Below are 16,185 nucleotides of genomic sequence, written 5' to 3' on the forward strand. Positions count from 1 at the left end.
ACCCCGGCAGGCCCTTGCTGTTTTCTCGGCGCGTCCAACAGGAGACGCGGATGTCGAGACAGGTTCAAGGTTATCTCTATCTGGCGCTGGCCATGCTGACTGTGGGAAGCACGGTTGTATCAAGCAAGCTCATTGCATCAGGCCTGCCGCCGTTCAGCGCCACCGCGTTGCGTTTCGCCATCGCCTTTCCCATCTTTCTCGTGTTGATGCGGGCGACCGGCGCGCGGCTGCCGAAGCTCTCCGGAAAAGACCGCCTCATCCTCGTCATTCAAGCCGGGGCCGGTAGCGTCGGCTATACGACGCTGCTAATTTCTGGCCTCAGCCTGACCTCGGCGGCCGATGCCGGTGTCATCATCGGCACGCTGCCGGTGGTGTCGGCCGCAATCTCCATTCTGCTGCTTGGCGAACGGCCGCAGCGTGGCCTGCTTCTCGCTGTGGCGCTGGCGACGGCAGGCGTTCTGTCGATCGCCGCCACGCCGGAGGCCGCAGGAGGCTCGCTTGCCGGGAATGCGCTGATCTTCCTGGCGGTGGTCTGCGAGGGAGTGTTCATCCTGCTGAACAAAAAACTGAAAACGGAGATCGCGCCGCTTGCCCAGTCGGCGCTGATGACCGGTATCGGCTTCATCGTCGCCGTCATCCCGGCTGTTTTCGAAGCGCCTCTCGCAGAGGGTCTGTCGGGAAGCGCGGTCGCCGCCGTCGTCTACTATGCGCTGGTGCCGACCGTCGGCGGATTTCTATTGTGGTATGCGGGGGCGGAGAGGGTCAGCGGCACGGAAGCTGCGCTCTTCACCGCGCTTGCTCCCGTTTCCGCCGTCATGCTTGCCTTCATCATCCTTGGCGAGCCGGTCGGGCTCAGCCAGATCGCCGGCATCACCTGCGTGCTGGCCGCCGTGCTCGGGCTGGCCCTTGCCGGGAGCCGTGTCGCGGTTAAGCGCGTCGAGGGGAGATAGACCATGCAGTTCAGCCATTCCGATGCCATATGGCAGGTCTTTCCGGAGCTTCGCGCTGGCGCGCTCCATGCGGGAGGCATCGATGCGGATGTCGATGTCGAGGAGGCGATCGCACACTTCAGCGCGATCGCCGAGGCCCGGCTGGCCGAAACGCAGGAAGGCGAATTCCCCGAAATCCAGGCCTGGCGGCGCGGCTTCTCCCGTATGGGGCTGAAGCCGACGCAATATCGCTGCGCTTCCGAGGCGCTGCTGCGGCGCTTCCGTCAGGAGCATGCGCTGCCGCGCCTGCATCCGCTCATCGATCTCAGCAATGCGATTTCGCTCGCTTTCGCCATCCCGATCGCCGTCTTCGACGCGGAAAGGATCGTCGGCGATCTCGAGGTTCGACGGGCCGGGGGTGACGAGACCTATCTGACCTTCGGCGGCGTGAGCGAACATCCGGAGCCGAACGAGGTGATCTTCGCAGACGGGGTGGGGAACGCGCATGCGCGGCGCTGGACGAACCGGCAGAGCGGGCTTTCGGCCGTGCGGCAGACGACGCGCTCGGTGCTGATCGTTGCCGAGGCCTTGCATGCTTCGGCCGGTGAGGACATGGAGGGGTTGGTCGCCACGGTGGCCGATGCGCTTGCGCACCATTGGCCGGCGGCGCCGAAAACGGCGTTGCTGAGCGTGGAATCGCGGCATTTTGAATTCTAAGGGAGCGACACTTCAGCAAAGGTGGCATTCCAGGCCTTGGGCCGGCAGCGTGCCCGCCCTATCTCCAAGGGGCCGATATCTCCTGGAGACGAACCACCATGTCAGACAAGACGATCAAGATCCCGGGGCCGGACCACCCGATCACCGTCGAGCACAATCCCTCCCGCGTCGTCGTCACGCTCGGCGGCAAGATCATCGCCGATACCCACGATGCGCTGACGCTGCGCGAGGCCTCCTATCCGCCGGTGCAGTATATTCCGCGGAGGGATGTGGACATGTCGCTGCTGCAGCGCACCGACCACACCAGCCATTGCCCCTATAAGGGCGATGCCTCCTATTACAGCATCATTGCAGGCGGCGAGCGCTCGAAGAATGCCGTCTGGACCTATGAGGCGCCGAATGCAGCGGTCAGCAATATCAAGGACCATCTCGCCTTCTACCCCGACCGCGTCGACGGTATCGAGGAAATGGCCTCTCCGGAAGCCGGCACCTTCTGACGGCGTCCGTTGCAGCCGTTCCGGCGGAACATGTTTGCCGCCGGCCCGTTAGGCCCATCTAGCGGGGGATGTGTCGTGCCGAAATTCTACTTTCAGCTTTTCGATCGGGATGGCGTCGGGGCGACCGAGACGGGATATGATTTCGACTCCGTCGAGGCTGCCAAAGCGGAGGCGCGGCGCGTGCTCGCGGAGATGGCCGCCGAAGGCCTGCCGGCTGCGCCTTTGAATATGCTGTCGGTGGAACTCTTCGATGAAAGCCGGCGGCCGCTGGCGGAAATCCGGCTGGTTCTCGAAGAAATTTCGAAAGAGCCGCGATCGGCGCGCCGGCCTTGAATAGCTGTCGATCGAGCCGAAGCAATCGAAAGACTATGTCAAATTTAATTGTCGGCTATGAAGACGGGTCTTAGCGTCGCGTCACAATCGACCGAGTCGGATTGATGCGTATGTGTGACCGGCGGCAGCCCTTGAACGGCGGCCGCTATCGCAAGATGTCGAGCCATTCATTGTTGAAGACGAGGCTGGCAACCGTGACCGGATCGCCTTTCTCGTTGCGAACGGTGACGGCGATCGTCATGCGGTCACCCGCAGGCAGTTCGTCCCGGGCCACATCCAGCAGGATGCGGGTCACTTCCTTCGGAATGTCTTCACGAGATCTGAGCTCGGTGCCGTGCTCATCGCGCGTGGGACCTTCCCCGTTGTGTAGATCGAAATAGTAGCGAGCCATGGTTTTTCCCTACGCGTTAGAGGGGAAATCACAGATGAAGACAATTGTTCCCGAGGCTAGGCATTGATTCTTATAGAAAAACTGGGTTGCATCGAAATCGGTCGGGCCCCTCGCGATATCGGGGGGCAGGCCCTTGATTGAATCCCTGCTGCTCAACCTTGGAAGCCGCGATGTGCTGTCGGATGAAGAGGAAAGCCATCTCAGGGCGATCATCGTCAAAGACAGGTATTTTGCTGCCGGGGAGGATCTCGTCTCCGAAGGAAGCAGGCCTGGCTACAGCACGCTACTGCTCGACGGTTTTGCGGCGCGCTACAAGGTGATGGCCGACGGCAGCCGCCAGATCACGGCGCTGCATGTCGCCGGCGATTTCGTCGATCTGCACGCTTTCCCGATCAAGAAGATGGATCACGGCATCGTTGCGCTGTCGTCCTGCCATGTCGCCTTTGCCGATCACGCCGACCTCAGGGCGATCACCGAGCGCATGCCGCACCTGACCCGGCTGCTCTGGCTCGACACGCTGGTCGATGGCGCCATTCACCGGGAATGGATCGTCGCCATGGGCCGGCGCTCCAAACGCGCCCATATCGCTCACCTCGTCTGCGAACTCTTCGTGCGGCTGCAGGTGGTGAAGCGGACGCGCGGCGCAAGCTTCCAGTTTCCGTTGACGCAGATCGAGATGGCCGACGTGCTCGGCGTTTCCGTCGTCCATCTGAACAAGACGCTGCAGGCGTTGAGGCGCGAGGGGGTGTTCACCTGGGAGAACCGGACGATCACCATCGTCGACTGGGAACGCCTGCAGGAAATCGCCGAATTCGACCCCGGCTATCTCAGCATCTCCAGGGAACCGCGCTAACTTTGTGAGGCCGAGCATTGCACAATCCGGTGACAACAGCTCATTGCAATTGACAAACCATTTATTGGGGCAGAACACGTGCCAATATTTTTGAAAACCCCATGAAGGCCACGGCTTCGCCGCGTCGGCCGGTGATATCGCAATGGACATATCCCAAAGCCCGGGGAGCGTTCTTCGCCACCCCGGCTATCTGAACTTCGCCGCCTCCCGCGTCTTTTCCTCGCTTTCCTTCCAATCCATCGGCATCGCCATGGGCTGGATGATTTACGATCAGACGCACAGCGCCTTTGCGCTCGGCCTCGTCGGCTTCTGCCAGTTCCTGCCGATGGCGGTGCTGACCTTTGTCGTTGGCCATGTGGCCGACCGGTTCGACCGGCGGCGCATCGGGCTTGTCTGCCAGTTGATCGAGGCGGTGACGGCGCTGGTGCTGGCGATCGCCACCTGGCAGCAATGGCTGACGCCGGCCGGCATCCTTACCGCCGTCACCGTGCTTGGCGCCGTCGTCGCCTTCGAGCGGCCGACCATGGCGGCGCTGCTGCCGAATATCGTGCCGGCCTCGATGCTGCAGAAGGCGGTCGCCACGTCCACCTCGATGATGCAGACGGCGCTGATCATCGGCCCCTCGCTCGGCGGCCTGCTCTATGGCCTTCATCCCGTGGCGCCCTTTGCCATCGCGGCGCTGCTGTTTGCCGTTGCGAGCTTCAATGTCATTTCGATCCGCATGCAATGGAGCCCTGCCAGGCGCGAGCCGGTGACGCTTGCTTCCGTCTTTGCCGGTGTCTCCTTCATCCGCAGCCGGCCTGTCATGCTCGGCACGATCTCGCTCGATCTCTTCGCGGTGCTGCTCGGCGGCGCCACCGCGCTCTTGCCGATGTTTGCCCGCGATATCCTGCATGCCGGCCCCTGGGGCCTCGGCCTGCTGCGCGCAGCGCCGGCAATCGGCGCGCTCGCCATGTCGATCGTGCTTGCCCGCCGGCCGCTCGAAAGCAATGTCGGGCGCAAGATGCTGGCCGCCGTCGCGGTGTTCGGCGTCGCCACCATCGTCTTCTCGCTCTCCACCAATATTGCGCTTTCCGTCGCGGCGCTGCTTGTCGTCGGCGCCTCCGATACGGTGAGCGTTGTCGTTCGCAGCTCGCTGGTACAGCTTCTGACGCCGGACGAGATGCGTGGCCGTGTCAGCGCCGTCAACTCGCTGTTCATCGGCACCTCCAACCAGCTCGGCGAATTCGAATCGGGCATGATGGCTGCAGCCCTCGGGCCGGTCGCCACCGGCGTCGTCGGCGGGCTCGGCACGATCGTCGTCGTCGTCCTGTGGATGCGGCTCTTCCCCGATCTCACCAGGGTCAAGACGCTGCAGGGTTGATGCTTGCGCCTCGTTTAACCGCGTTGAAAGACGGGAGCGGTCCCATTAGGTTCGGCGGCGGGAATCATTTGGCGGGGCGGCGCGTGACGAGACATTTCCTATCTTCTGCGCTGACGGCGTTTTTCGCGTTGGCGCCGGCGGCAGCGCTCGCCGAATGGCAGGCGGTCGAGGAGGTGCGGCCCTATTCGATATCGGGCAAGACCGGGGCCGAACTCTACGAATCGATCGGGGCGCGGGGACCGAAAGCCGGGGTCACGGGCCGGGTGATCGCGCATACGACGTTCAAGCTGACCTGGACGAGGAAATACGAACCGCAGGGCAATGCCTGTGTGATCGTGGCCAACCGGCCGAAGCTCATCATCACCTACACGCTGCCGAAGCCGGCGAGCGAGCTGCCGGCGGCCGTCGACAGCAGCTGGCAGGCCTTTATATCGGGTGTTGCGGCCCATGAACGCGTGCATGGCGTGACCATCAAGGAAATGGTCAAGGAAATCGAGGCGACGAGCATCGGCCTCACCGTTGCCGATGACCCCGATTGCAAGAAGATCCGGGTCGAGCTGACCCGGCGCCTCGGCGAGATCTCGATGCGCCAGCGCCAGCGCGGCCGCGACTTCGACAAGATCGAAATGGGTGACGGCGGCAATATCCAGCAACTGATCTTGAAGCTGGTGAATGGTCCCTGATCGGGCCGAAGCTGATAGCGCGGCGCGGTCAACCACTCGCCACCGGGCTGGACCCGCTCGGCAAGGCTCCTATCTCCCCCGCAATAACAGACACATGAGAGGAGGAGTGCAATGTCCTATGTCGATGGTTTCATCGTCGCGGTGCCGAAGGAGAATGTCGGGGCCTACAAGAAGTTCTCGACCTTTGCCGGCACGATCTGGAAGGAATATGGCGCCCTCGAATATGTCGAGTGCATCGGCGACGACGTGCCCTATGGCGAACTGACCTCCTTTCCCCGCGCCGTGCAGGCGAAGGCGGATGAGGTGGTGGTGTTTTCCTGGATCGTCTACGGCTCGCGCCGGGAGCGCGACGATGTCAATGCCAAGGTGATGGAGGATCCGAGGCTCAAGGGCGACCAATGGCAGATGCCGTTCGACGGCAAGCGGATGATCTATGGCGGCTTCGAGATGCTGCTCAAGCTCTGATGGCGCCAGGCAACCTTTGACTTCCCCCGGCAAGCTTGACTCGCCGCCAGCGGTGCGCCAACTCGCGGGGAATGTCATTGCGAGATGGGAGAGCGCCTTGCCCCAGACGATCCTTAGCCTGTCCACACGCGGACAGGGCCTTTACGAATTCACCGACCAGGCGAGCGCTTTCGTCAACGCCTCGGGGCGGGAGGAGGGGCTTCTGACCGTCTTCGTGCGCCACACATCCTGTTCGCTGCTGATCCAGGAAAATGCCGATCCCGATGTGCGCACCGATCTTCTCTCCTTCTTCCGCCGCCTCGTGCCGCCGGCCTCCGATCCTCAGATGAGCTGGATCGTGCACAGGGCCGAGGGGCCGGATGATATGCCGGCGCATATCAAGGCGGCGCTGACGCAGGTCTCCATCGGCATTCCCGTCGCCAGGGGGCGGCTGATGCTCGGCACCTGGCAGGGGCTCTATCTCTTCGAACATCGAGACCGGCCGCACCGGCGCGAGATCGTGCTGCATCTCAGCCCCTGAACATCGAAAGAGAGAGTCGATAGTGCCGGAAACCGCCGACGTTTTCGGCATCATGCTGTTGTGAATGCAAACTGAATGCCCGGTTCGAACACCATTCATTTTGCAACGTTTACTGTCGACACAATCCCTGAAGGGAGAGCCTGGAATTCAATCGACGGAGACATCCATGACGCATTTCCTCACCAAGGCTTCGCTTGCCGCTCTGCTCGCCCTCTGCACCATTCCGGCCACTGTTTCCACGGCCGCCGCCGCGGGGCCGCAGACGAGCTTCGTCGTCGAGGCACAATACCATCGGCCGATCCGCGGCTGCTCGCCGATACACGCCGTGAATAAGGCGCGCGATTTCGGCCTGCGGAGAGCCCATGTCACCCGCCTGTCGCCGCGCGTCGTCGTCGTCGCAGGGCGCGACCGTCGCGGCTGGGACAGAATGGTCTTCGCGAATGTCCGCGGCTGCCCGCTGATCCGGCGCTGAGGACTGCGGTCGGAGGCGCCGAAGCGGCGCTTCCGGTCCGTTTTGCCTTGACGGCGACACTTTCAGCCGTCTCTTCTCTGATCTGTATGAGTGATTCTCAAATGACGCTTCGGCGTAATGTGGAGAGTGGGGAGGGCGGCTCGACCGCTCCGACTTTCAAACGAAAGGTTTTTCGATGATGCAGTTTTTGGCAAAGGCGGGTCTTGCCGTCATGCTGACAGCCGGCACTCTTGCCGGCACGGTGGCCCCGGCCGCCGCCCAGTTGAATATCATTATCGGCGAGCCGGACCGTGGTCCGCCACAGGATTACCGCCGTCCGCCTCCGGGCTATGACCGTCCGCCTCCGGGCTACGGCCGCCCGTCGCGCGGCTGCAATCCGCAGCTCGCCGAAAATCTCGCCCGGGATTACGGCTTCCGCCGCGCCCGCGTCGTCGACATCACCCCGCGCCGCGTGATCGTCCAGGGCTGGACGCGTCGTGGTCCCGATGAAATGAGCTTCGGCAACGTGCGCGGCTGCCCCGCCCTGCGCCGCTGATATCAAGTAGAATACCGCCTCGTCTCCCCGATGCGGCGGCCAGAACCGCCTTTGCCAGTCTTCCCGGATCGGCAAGGGCGGTTTTCTTTTTGAAAGACTTTTTACAGCGCTGCGGGTCTGAAAAGACGCCGAGCGCTCCGTTTAATGACAAATCTCGCTCGCCCCGCCTCATCCTCGGAATTGTGCCACTGCTGTCCGGTTTACGCGGATAGAGGGCTGCCTCTCGTCGATCTCCAAGCGGTGGGAGGTCGTGTCACGCTGAACCCTTGCTCGTGTATTGTCGGCAGCCTGAGCACCGCACGTTTCTTCAAACGCGCGGTGCTCTCCTTTTACTGCTCGATGGCGAAAGTCACGGTGACGCTGACATTGTAATTATTCTCGCCGCCCTGGACGGGAACGGCAGTGTCGGAGGTCTCTTTCATCATCGTGGCGCGATAGACCGGCTGCGGCATGGCGCGCGGCACATTCTCGTTGATCTCGAGGATGCGGCCGAGCTTGACGCCGGCGGCTTCGCTCAGCGTCTTCGCCTTCTTGACGGCATCGGCGACGGCATCCTTGCGTGCCTCTTCGAGAGTGGCTTCCGGTTTGTCGTTGGTGAACTGGATGTCACCGCCTTGGTTGATGCCGAGGGTGACGGCCTGATCGATCACCTGGCCGAGCTTGGCGAGATCGCGCAGCCTGACGGTGACCGAATTGATGGTCTGGTAGCCGACCAGTTGCGGCTGTTGCTGCTGGCCGTCGACGGGCTGCGGATAATTGTATTGTGGTTGGATGGAAAAGCCGGAGGTCTGCAGATCGCGCTCGGCGATGCCGCCGCTCTTCAGCGCGGTCAGCACGTCGTTCATCGCCTTGTTGTTCTCGTCGAGCGCTTCGCGGGCGGTTTTCGCCTGTTTGACGACGGCAAGATTGAGGACGGCCATATCGGGCGCTGCGGACGATTCGCCGTCGCCCGTCACCGAGATCACCGGCTCGCGCGGCTTTACCTCCTGCGCGAATGCCGGCGCTGCGGCGGTCAGCGGCAGGGCCAGAAGGGCAGTCATCAGAACAGTTCTGGTGTAGATCGGCGCCATGTTTTCATTCCTTGGTTGTCGTTTCCCTGAACAGCTTTCTGTCGGTTGATTGTGAAGCTATTGCGGCGGAAAAGACAGGCGCATGCGCATCGCGAGAAAAATGTGGAGTAACGAGGAGAGGATATGCCGCGGTCACCCTCTCTGCCCTGCCGGGCAGAGGGGCTCACACGGCACACCGGTAAAGCGCAGGCAAACGATACTTCGCCTCGCATCAACCGACGTGACGACGCCACCGCTTCCCAAATTCCGCAAACCTGATAGCAAATATGGCGGGTTAAGGAACAAGCGGCGGCCGCACAGCACATCGTGCGGCCGGCAAGGGGGCAGCATGCGATTCTTGGCAATTCTTTCGATCAGCCTCGCCGTCGATCTGGCGGGCTGCTCTCAGGTGGCGGAAAAGGCGGAGAATGCCGCCAACCGCTCTTACACCAGCTATGCGCTGGGCAAGCCCTATGCGGAGGTCGCCAATCTCGGCCAGTCGCCGATGGCGCGGCTTTCCGGCTCGGAAGCGACCTTCGGGCCGATGATCGGTGCGACGTCATTGACGAACGGCATGACGATCTACCGGCACATGGCGCCCGGCGCCAAGACCGAAACCGGCACGAATTTCGTCGGTCTGGTCGGCAGCTCCACCGTTTCGCAGAACAACCGGCTTTCCTATTTCCTGGTGGGCGCCGACGGGGTCGTCAAGGATTGGGCGACTGGCTCGGTACAGGGCAACGCCAGCGACTGCGTGCAATATATCGGAGGCATCATCAACCGCTGCACCGACATGCGGCAGCTCCAGGCTTCGCTGGCGCTCTACGACATGCGCGTGGCGACCAAGGCCGGCCAAGCCATTTCCAGCTGGGGTGAACCGGCTGCACCCGCAGTGAACTAAGGACGCGCGCCGGCGAGGGTAGGGGCGTTTCCCTACCCGTTGGCCGGGGAATGTATTGGACGCTTAGGCGCCGAAATCGTCCATGAAGGATGGATGGATGGCGGGCTGGCGCTCTTCGCGTGCGGCGCGAATGCGCTGGGGAACCGCACCGAGACCGGAGACGAAGCGGGTCAGGAGATTGCGGTGGAAAAGTCTCTGTATGGCACTCATGGCAATTCACTCATTCTTTTTTTTGTTAGCCGACAGCATATATTTTGCCCAGACTGCCGGAACAATGGGCAATTTCACATGACAGTTATGCGACAGTGCATGGCTTGAGGAGATGGCCTGCACGCTGATCACATTGGCGTTAGATCGGGCCGCTAAGGCCGGTCGGCCACGATAAATCCTCGTCTGTCGTCGCCGTGGCGTGGTAGATTGCCCGCTTGGGGTAAAACGATACCCCTCCGAAGGAGAAGCTCAGATGAACCGATTTTTCGCATTTATCGCGACCGGAACGCTGATCAGCCTTGCCTCGATCATCTCGGCCTGCACTTCGTCCGGAAGCGTCGACCAAACCTCCTCGATCGGCTACTACCACGAGGATCTGCCGCTCAACCCAGCCTGCGGTGGTGGGTTCAGGCCGAGCGATGGGCGTTCTTGCAGCTATTAGAAATCTGCGCCGATCGGGCATGATGCCGCCGGATGAAGTCGTCTGACTGGCAATCGCTGGAGGCGAACTATCGCTGCAATCAGACTTCCAATTTTTCCCGCGCTAATAGCTGCACGGACGATCATTGCCGAATCCATCGCGGCAGGCAGGCCGGAGGTCAAAGTCAGCGCTCCGGGCGGTATACCCGACCGAGCCCGTTTGCATCGAGTCGTTTGGGCTCGTGGTGCAGGCCGATGCCGACATGGCAATGACGAAGACGGCTGTCATGGCCCCCGATAGTTTGCGAGTTTGAAGCATCTCCCCACCCTTCACTGTCCAACGTGTCCGTATACTCGTGGCAAGTAGGGCCGAAGAGGCGTCCTGATAACTGTCGTTGCCGATCAAGATTTTGTTATTTGTTGAAAACCCCTTCGCAAGCGCTTGCTGCCACGATCAAGGTTGTTTGGCCATGCCTGCAGAAGGGATCCACGGCTACGTCGGCTTCACCTAAAGAACTAGGCTTGGCGAAACGGCCACGCAAGGCATCAACTATCGATGATCTAGCCACTGGTTGCCAATTCACGGAAGGTGAAGAAACAGGGGCACGCCGCTCGACGAGTGGATAGCACATGCTTTCGAGTTACCGGGAGCCTACATGCTTCATATTGCTAAGATTGCGCCACCTCGGTTCAGGCTATGGACGCGCGCTTCACGAGAATGGCGCCATGGTGAGCCCGAGCTTCGGATCCTCGATCGATTATGCCGTCGGAGCCAGACTGCCATCGATATAGGTGCGAACTACGGTGTCTATTCTTGGTTCTTGACCAAGTATGCGCGCAATGTCGTCGCCTTCGAGCCTCAACCTAACATGGTAGCTTTTCTGAAGGCCGCGCTTGGTTCGTCGGTTCGGGTGGAGCAGGTCGCACTTTCCGACAGCGCTGGCGTTGCAACGATGCGGATCCCCAGTGATCAGCGCATGGATGGCTGCGCCACGATTGAGGAGCAGAATAGGCTTTCGACGCAAAATGTCGAAGAAATTTCCGTTCCAACCCGGCGCCTGGATAGCTATCAGTTCGACACTGTAGGCTTCATCAAGATCGACGTTGAAGGGCACGAACTAAAAGTACTCGAAGGCGCGGAGGCTATATTGCACCGGGATCGCCCAAATCTGCTTATCGAAGCGGAAGACCGACATCGACCCAACGCTGTCGGCAGTGTGATCGACTATCTTAAGCCGTTTGGATATTCTGTATATTGCCTGAAAGATCGAAAATTTCGTTCCCTGTCGATCGACGAGGTCCGGAAAGGCTCTTCCGGAACGCCTTACAACTACGTTTTTTCTATCCGCGACGATCTATAAGCGCACTTAGTGTGCCCACCCCCCGCCGGCCGACCTTCAGCGGCAATGACCGCTGGCGCGTCGCGGCAAAGCGCTCGGAAATCGGACGGGATTGGACCTCGGGCGGGAGGATATTTTGCCGGCCCTTTGAGAACGGTTTAAACGCTCCTTGAGCCGTCCTTAAGACCTGATTGGGCTTTTCAAAAATTCGGGAACCTCGTGTCAAAATTCCAAAAAATCACGTCCGCCGAGCCGAAGGAAGTTCAACGGCCGGTGTTTTTCTGAGAAGCGCGCGTTCATCGGAGGTTAATCCTTGTTAACCCAGAATCGAAGCCTGAAAGGATGATCCGATGAAGATGCTTTTTTCGTCACTTGCAGCCATTGTCTTGTCTGCATCGTTCGCCCTGCCGCTAAACGCCACGCCGATTGTCGTGCCGAACGCAGCACAACTGCACACCCCAGACGTCGAGCAGGTCAAACACCGGAAACATGGGAAATGGCATGCAAATCGCCACTGGAAACAGCGATACGCCCACCGCGACTGCAGGTATTATGGCTCGTGCTACCGTCCGCGGTATTACGGTCATCGCGACTATTACGGCTATCGCGACGATTACTCCTATCGTCGTCGGTCAGGAGTGACTGTGTATTTCGATTTTTAGTCGGCACTGCCACGGGCGCCAACCTATAAAAAGAAAGGTCGGGCGAATGCTCGCGCCGACCTTTCTTTGATTGCATCGCACGGTGCCAGTACATCCGTGGTCACCAGCAAAAGCTATCCGATAGATTGAATTTATGCGCCTCGTGAATTTTCGCAAGGATTAGGGGGCTGCTGATTTAGAGCTAGGCAGGGGGCGCAATAACCGCGGTACGACGAGAAGTCCGACACGCGCTCTGAAGTGCGCTAGTTGCTCGGCCGATCCGTCCAGTCGATCATCGCGGCGGCAGCAAAACGGAAGCCCTACCATAGCGCGCCGTCAGCCTTACCAACCGGCGGCTATTGACCAACATGCCCTGTTTGCGTGGCCGCCGCGGCTTGTGTCGGCATAGGCGCCACTCTGCTCGATCATATGGTTGGACAAGGTGCTATGCCCTGTCCGCGAAAGGCCGGAGCCTCGATCGCCGCAAAAAAAACGGTGCGACTAGCGATCAGCTCAAGGCAATATTCAGATGGTTACACCCGCGCAGCACGTCGCAAGAAGCTAGCCGGAGACGGCGCCAAGCTCCTCTTGCCGGATCGGAACGAGAACTAAAATGTCTAACTCGGTGGGTCTAAGCTTGAAAGCTGGGACCTTGAACGCAAATATATGCAGGAAAAATAGGATCTTAGAGAGTTGAATGGTGGGCCCGGAGGGACTCGAACCCCCAACCAAGCGGTTATGAGCCGCCGGCTCTAACCATTGAGCTACAGGCCCTTGGCGCCGGGTGTCCGGCGCTTGGGTGCCGGGGCAATGGTTCCCGCGGCACGGGTTCCGCTCTAACGCAAATCGGGAAGAGCCACAAGCGGAGAGCGCACGCATCTGTGGACGATGCATATTTCGTGGGCAGCCACTGGAAGCTTCCCGCGCGGACCACAGTTATTCAAGTGACCTTCCGCATGAAAAGGGCGATCGCAGATGGTGGCTTTGAACAGTGCCGTGGTGCTCATCGTGGAGGATGAGCCGATGATCCGGTTCAATATCCTCGATGTGCTGGAGGATGTCGGCCACGTGGCGCTGGAGGCGGCGAATGCCGATGAGGCGCTGGTGGTGCTGAAGGGCAGGCAGGATGTCGATATCCTGTTCACCGACGTCAACATGGCCGGCTCGATGGACGGTCTCCAGCTTGCCAATCGGGTGAGGGCGATGCGGCCGAACATCGGCATCATCATCACCTCGGGCATGGTGCGGCTCGATCCGATGGCGCTACCCGCCAATACCGCTTTCCTGCCGAAGCCCTATATGCACGACACGTTGATTTCGACGATCAATTCCCTGATGACGTAGTAACACCGCGCAGCCGCAAAACGGGGACTGGTCTTGCGGCTGCGCGCGAGGCGCCGGGAGACATGGCTCGTCTTCAGGCACGGCGGAGGGGAACAGCGCCCTCAGCTGAAGCTGCTCTTCAGCGCCTCGTTCTCGTGATGGGCTTTCTTCTCGTAGATCGTGAACAGCGCCATCGAGAGGAGATAGGAGAGGAAGGGATCCCCTATCTGCGTAGCGAGGTCGCGGGATGCGAGAACATGGCGTTCCAGCGCGCCGATATCCTTCTGCGTGGCGGTTTCAGCGAGGCGGTTCATGCTGCCATCTCCAGGAATTGGGTCACGACCGAGCGAGCCGGCACGTGCCTGACATAAAGGGGTAGGGTGAGGCCGAGGGCGGCGCGCATCTTGCGCAGCACGCGGTCCGATACTTCGAAGGCGCCGCAGCAGACGGGATATTTGCCGTAGCCGTCGGCGCGGCCGAGTTCTTCCACTTCGGCGCCTGCGCGCTTGTAAACGCGCTTGAGGTAGGGCTCGTAGTTGGAAATCATCGTATGGATGCCGTGATCGAGCGCGCATTCGCAAAGCGCAAGCAGCATCATGGAGAAGGCGCGGCCGGCATCGATGCCGGGGAAATCTCGGGTGATCGCCTCTTCATCGATGCACATCCGCGTGCCTTCCCAGATGCCGGGGGAGATGAGATCGGCGGCATCGGGAAAGGTCTCGCGGAACACGTCGTAGAGAAGGGTCGGGCCCGTCGTCGGCATCAGGCGCATGCCGCCATAAAGACGGGTGCGGTTGTCGTTGCACCAGACGAGATAGGCGGGAGCCAGCGAATCGTAGCTGTCGCGTTCGTAAGGGCCGATGACGGGCACGTCCCAGCCGAGCGTATCGGCGAACACCTTCTTGCGCAGGCGAAACATCTGGTCGAGTACGGCAGCGTATTTCTGATACTCATGTGCCTGAATGATAACGAACATTTTGCCCTCCAGCGTTTTCAAGTTCGTGGAAGGCAGAATGGTTCAGGCGGGCCGGATCGGAAATTCCCTCAGATGGGCCCCCTCAGATGAGGGGGGCAGAGCCTGCCGCGCAAAAGTGAGATTTTGTGATCACGACATGCGCCAAAAAACGCGCCAGAGCCTTTCCTGGCCAGATTGAAGCATTCTGCCGGAGCAGGTTTTCGTCAGGGCAAAGGCGCTTGGCGAAGGGCATACCTCTTGGTACGTCCGAGCCGATCGCCTTTGATCCTGGCGTAGAGATGCCCGGCCCACCGGCCGCACTGCTTCGCCATGCGAAGCAATAGGTGCGTCCGGCGATTCTAAAGTCCTGCAGATTTGCCTAGCAAATCTGCGGGAGGGTTGGCTGAAACGGGCCGGCTGATCGACCGGTCGGCCTGGCCGTAGAACTGGGCTACGACGCGCGCCGGCCGGTCGACCATCCGACTCCGTTTGAGCCAACAGAATGCTTCAATCTGACCAGGAAAGGCTCTAGGGATTGATGATGCGCAATTGCACGGCCCGCGACGCGGCGGCCGAGATCGTCGCGCAGCCGAGCTTGAAGCGGGCGGTCTTCAGATAATCGCGCGTGGTGTGCTCGGATATGCCCAGGATGAGCGAAATATCCTTGTAGTCCTTGCCGAGCGCCGTCCAGTGCAGGCATTCGATTTCGCGCGGCGACAGTGCCGGCACCGGATCGTTCTCGCCATGCAGCTCGTAGACGGCCTTGCGGTGGATCAGGTGAGCGATCTCGAGCCATTCGTTGCGGCAGCGGCGGACGAGTTCGGCCCATTGGTCAGCCGGTATGCGGGCATTCATCGACAGCAGGGCGCGGCGCTGCGCCTTGTCGGCGACGGGAATGGAGTAGCCGTTGCCGCCGATGCCGTGCTTCTGGGCGTCGACCAGCATGGCATAGGCCTCCGGCGTCGGCTCGACCTCGCTCCAGTCGAAGGGCAGCTGGCGTTCGAAGCCCTCTTTGACGATCGGATCGACCTTCACATAGCTGTTCAGGAGGTAGCGGGAGACCCAGGCATCCGGATAGGTGGTGCGCACGAAGGGCGAATCGATCTTGCTGGCGATGGTCTGGGCGAGATGGTATGTGACGAAATCGAGGCCATATTCCGCCTGCAGAATGCGGATCGCGGCATCCACATTGGCCGCGGCCTTGATCTGTTCGAAAGCGGACTCGAACTTTTCGCTATAGGTATTCTCAATCATTTCCACTGCCCCAATTCCCTCAATCCTACCGCGAGGGCCGTCATAAATACAAGGCATCCCCACATATGCGGGGAATGACAATTCGGGTCCCATCTGCTAGCGCCTGTCATGAGGAGACCTCATATGGACAGCAAGAGACCATTCGAGATTGCCGAATGCCAACAGGCCGCCAAGGGCCTGAAATCCAGCTGGCAGGACATGGCAGGCTCCGAAGCGCTGATCCGCGCCCTCGTTGCCGAACGCAACGGCGACAGGCCGCTGGCACTGTTCTGGACCGAGGTTCACCGGGCGCTCTGCCAGGAAACCAACGCTTTCTGACGATCGGCCTTCCCGA

General features: G+C 60.8%; 24 protein-coding genes and 1 tRNA gene. 17 read left to right on the forward strand and 8 right to left on the reverse strand.

Features of this window, described 5'->3' with window-relative positions; genetic code table 11:
• Window positions 1-50: 50 nt before the first annotated feature.
• From FHT75_RS02230 to FHT75_RS02245, 4 genes are all read left to right on the forward strand, one after another.
• Window positions 51-950: a DMT family transporter gene (locus FHT75_RS02230; RefSeq protein WP_127430202.1), complete on the forward strand. Its 900-nt coding sequence runs from the start codon at window positions 51-53 to the stop codon at window positions 948-950.
• A 3-nt stretch (window positions 951-953) separates the two neighbouring features.
• Complete coding sequence (locus tag FHT75_RS02235; protein ID WP_063474564.1) at window positions 954-1,646, forward strand: B3/4 domain-containing protein; 693 nt, start codon at window positions 954-956, stop codon at window positions 1,644-1,646.
• A gap of 98 nt (window positions 1,647-1,744) precedes the next feature.
• Window positions 1,745-2,143 (forward strand): DUF427 domain-containing protein, encoded by a 399-nt coding sequence (locus tag FHT75_RS02240; RefSeq protein ID WP_063474565.1) that lies wholly within the window; start codon window positions 1,745-1,747, stop codon window positions 2,141-2,143.
• Window positions 2,144-2,218: 75 nt separating this feature from the next.
• On the forward strand, window positions 2,219-2,476 hold the full coding sequence (locus tag FHT75_RS02245) for a DUF6894 family protein (RefSeq protein ID WP_063474566.1): 258 nt from the start codon (window positions 2,219-2,221) through the stop codon (window positions 2,474-2,476).
• Between the two features lie 145 nt (window positions 2,477-2,621).
• On the opposite strand, the gene FHT75_RS02250 is transcribed toward FHT75_RS02245, so the two are convergent.
• The gene (locus FHT75_RS02250) at window positions 2,622-2,867 is read right to left on the reverse strand and encodes a DUF6894 family protein (RefSeq protein WP_028756014.1); all 246 of its coding nucleotides are present in this window, start codon (window positions 2,865-2,867) and stop codon (window positions 2,622-2,624) included.
• Window positions 2,868-3,000: 133 nt separating this feature from the next.
• Here FHT75_RS02250 and FHT75_RS02255 point away from each other — a divergent pair, with 133 nt between their 5' ends.
• The 7 genes from FHT75_RS02255 (at window position 3,001) to FHT75_RS02285 (ending at window position 7,758) form a co-directional block, all read left to right on the forward strand.
• Window positions 3,001-3,720 (forward strand): Crp/Fnr family transcriptional regulator, encoded by a 720-nt coding sequence (locus tag FHT75_RS02255; protein WP_028756013.1) that lies wholly within the window; start codon window positions 3,001-3,003, stop codon window positions 3,718-3,720.
• Between the two features lie 142 nt (window positions 3,721-3,862).
• Window positions 3,863-5,083, forward strand: coding sequence for an MFS transporter (locus tag FHT75_RS02260; RefSeq protein WP_168334180.1), 1,221 nt, complete (start codon window positions 3,863-3,865; stop codon window positions 5,081-5,083).
• Window positions 5,084-5,166: 83 nt separating this feature from the next.
• Window positions 5,167-5,766, forward strand: a complete 600-nt coding sequence (locus FHT75_RS02265) for a DUF922 domain-containing Zn-dependent protease (RefSeq protein WP_097630794.1) — start codon at window positions 5,167-5,169, stop codon at window positions 5,764-5,766.
• Between the two features lie 111 nt (window positions 5,767-5,877).
• Window positions 5,878-6,231: a DUF1428 domain-containing protein gene (locus FHT75_RS02270; RefSeq protein WP_132572656.1), complete on the forward strand. Its 354-nt coding sequence runs from the start codon at window positions 5,878-5,880 to the stop codon at window positions 6,229-6,231.
• A 97-nt stretch (window positions 6,232-6,328) separates the two neighbouring features.
• Entirely contained in the window at window positions 6,329-6,751 is a 423-nt protein-coding gene (locus FHT75_RS02275; protein ID WP_063474569.1) for a secondary thiamine-phosphate synthase enzyme YjbQ, read from the forward strand.
• A gap of 166 nt (window positions 6,752-6,917) precedes the next feature.
• A complete protein-coding gene (locus FHT75_RS02280) occupies window positions 6,918-7,223 on the forward strand; it encodes a hypothetical protein (protein WP_097542121.1) in 306 nt (101 codons plus the stop codon).
• A 175-nt stretch (window positions 7,224-7,398) separates the two neighbouring features.
• On the forward strand, window positions 7,399-7,758 hold the full coding sequence (locus FHT75_RS02285) for a hypothetical protein (protein ID WP_018242957.1): 360 nt from the start codon (window positions 7,399-7,401) through the stop codon (window positions 7,756-7,758).
• 329 nt (window positions 7,759-8,087) lie between these two features.
• Here FHT75_RS02285 and FHT75_RS02290 read toward each other — a convergent pair whose 3' ends face one another.
• On the reverse strand, window positions 8,088-8,828 hold the full coding sequence (locus FHT75_RS02290) for an SIMPL domain-containing protein (RefSeq protein ID WP_028756007.1): 741 nt from the start codon (window positions 8,826-8,828) through the stop codon (window positions 8,088-8,090).
• A 328-nt stretch (window positions 8,829-9,156) separates the two neighbouring features.
• On the opposite strand from FHT75_RS02290, the gene FHT75_RS02295 reads away from it, so the two are divergent.
• Window positions 9,157-9,708, forward strand: a complete 552-nt coding sequence (locus FHT75_RS02295) for a hypothetical protein (RefSeq protein WP_097542122.1) — start codon at window positions 9,157-9,159, stop codon at window positions 9,706-9,708.
• Window positions 9,709-9,771: 63 nt separating this feature from the next.
• On the opposite strand, the gene FHT75_RS02300 is transcribed toward FHT75_RS02295, so the two are convergent.
• A complete protein-coding gene (locus FHT75_RS02300; protein WP_164735911.1) occupies window positions 9,772-9,918 on the reverse strand; it encodes a hypothetical protein in 147 nt (48 codons plus the stop codon).
• A gap of 253 nt (window positions 9,919-10,171) precedes the next feature.
• Between FHT75_RS02300 and FHT75_RS02305 the strand changes: the two genes are divergently transcribed.
• Window positions 10,172-10,360 carry a hypothetical protein gene (locus tag FHT75_RS02305; RefSeq protein ID WP_028756005.1) on the forward strand — a complete coding sequence of 63 codons (189 nt, stop codon included), beginning with the start codon at window positions 10,172-10,174 and terminating at the stop codon, window positions 10,358-10,360.
• 102 nt (window positions 10,361-10,462) lie between these two features.
• Here the strand turns inward: FHT75_RS02305 and FHT75_RS35710 are convergent, their stop codons facing one another.
• Window positions 10,463-10,657, reverse strand: coding sequence for a hypothetical protein (locus FHT75_RS35710; RefSeq protein ID WP_080759842.1), 195 nt, complete (start codon window positions 10,655-10,657; stop codon window positions 10,463-10,465).
• A 337-nt stretch (window positions 10,658-10,994) separates the two neighbouring features.
• On the opposite strand from FHT75_RS35710, the gene FHT75_RS02310 reads away from it, so the two are divergent.
• Window positions 10,995-11,699 (forward strand): FkbM family methyltransferase, encoded by a 705-nt coding sequence (locus tag FHT75_RS02310; RefSeq protein ID WP_028756004.1) that lies wholly within the window; start codon window positions 10,995-10,997, stop codon window positions 11,697-11,699.
• Window positions 11,700-12,028: 329 nt separating this feature from the next.
• Window positions 12,029-12,340 carry a hypothetical protein gene (locus FHT75_RS02315; RefSeq protein ID WP_082849686.1) on the forward strand — a complete coding sequence of 104 codons (312 nt, stop codon included), beginning with the start codon at window positions 12,029-12,031 and terminating at the stop codon, window positions 12,338-12,340.
• A 677-nt stretch (window positions 12,341-13,017) separates the two neighbouring features.
• Here the strand turns inward: FHT75_RS02315 and FHT75_RS02320 are convergent.
• Window positions 13,018-13,093, reverse strand: a tRNA-Ile gene (locus FHT75_RS02320).
• A 201-nt stretch (window positions 13,094-13,294) separates the two neighbouring features.
• On the opposite strand from FHT75_RS02320, the gene FHT75_RS02325 reads away from it, so the two are divergent.
• Window positions 13,295-13,663, forward strand: a complete 369-nt coding sequence (locus tag FHT75_RS02325; RefSeq protein WP_028756002.1) for a response regulator — start codon at window positions 13,295-13,297, stop codon at window positions 13,661-13,663.
• Between the two features lie 101 nt (window positions 13,664-13,764).
• Here FHT75_RS02325 and FHT75_RS02330 read toward each other — a convergent pair whose 3' ends face one another.
• The 3 genes from FHT75_RS02330 to FHT75_RS02340 form a co-directional block, all read right to left on the reverse strand.
• Entirely contained in the window at window positions 13,765-13,956 is a 192-nt protein-coding gene (locus tag FHT75_RS02330; protein WP_028756001.1) for a hypothetical protein, read from the reverse strand.
• Window positions 13,953-14,618, reverse strand: coding sequence for an acyl-homoserine-lactone synthase (locus FHT75_RS02335; protein WP_097594206.1), 666 nt, complete (start codon window positions 14,616-14,618; stop codon window positions 13,953-13,955). The genes FHT75_RS02330 and FHT75_RS02335 overlap by 4 nt, the downstream gene beginning before the upstream one ends.
• 507 nt (window positions 14,619-15,125) lie before the next feature.
• Window positions 15,126-15,851, reverse strand: a complete 726-nt coding sequence (locus tag FHT75_RS02340) for a LuxR family transcriptional regulator (RefSeq protein ID WP_028755999.1) — start codon at window positions 15,849-15,851, stop codon at window positions 15,126-15,128.
• A 123-nt stretch (window positions 15,852-15,974) separates the two neighbouring features.
• Between FHT75_RS02340 and FHT75_RS02345 the strand changes: the two genes are divergently transcribed.
• A complete protein-coding gene (locus tag FHT75_RS02345) occupies window positions 15,975-16,169 on the forward strand; it encodes a hypothetical protein (RefSeq protein ID WP_018242928.1) in 195 nt (64 codons plus the stop codon).
• Window positions 16,170-16,185: the final 16 nt, after the last annotated feature.

The organism is Rhizobium sp. BK112, from assembly GCF_014193215.1.
GTDB classification, from domain to species: Bacteria; Pseudomonadota; Alphaproteobacteria; order Rhizobiales; family Rhizobiaceae; genus Rhizobium; species Rhizobium anhuiense.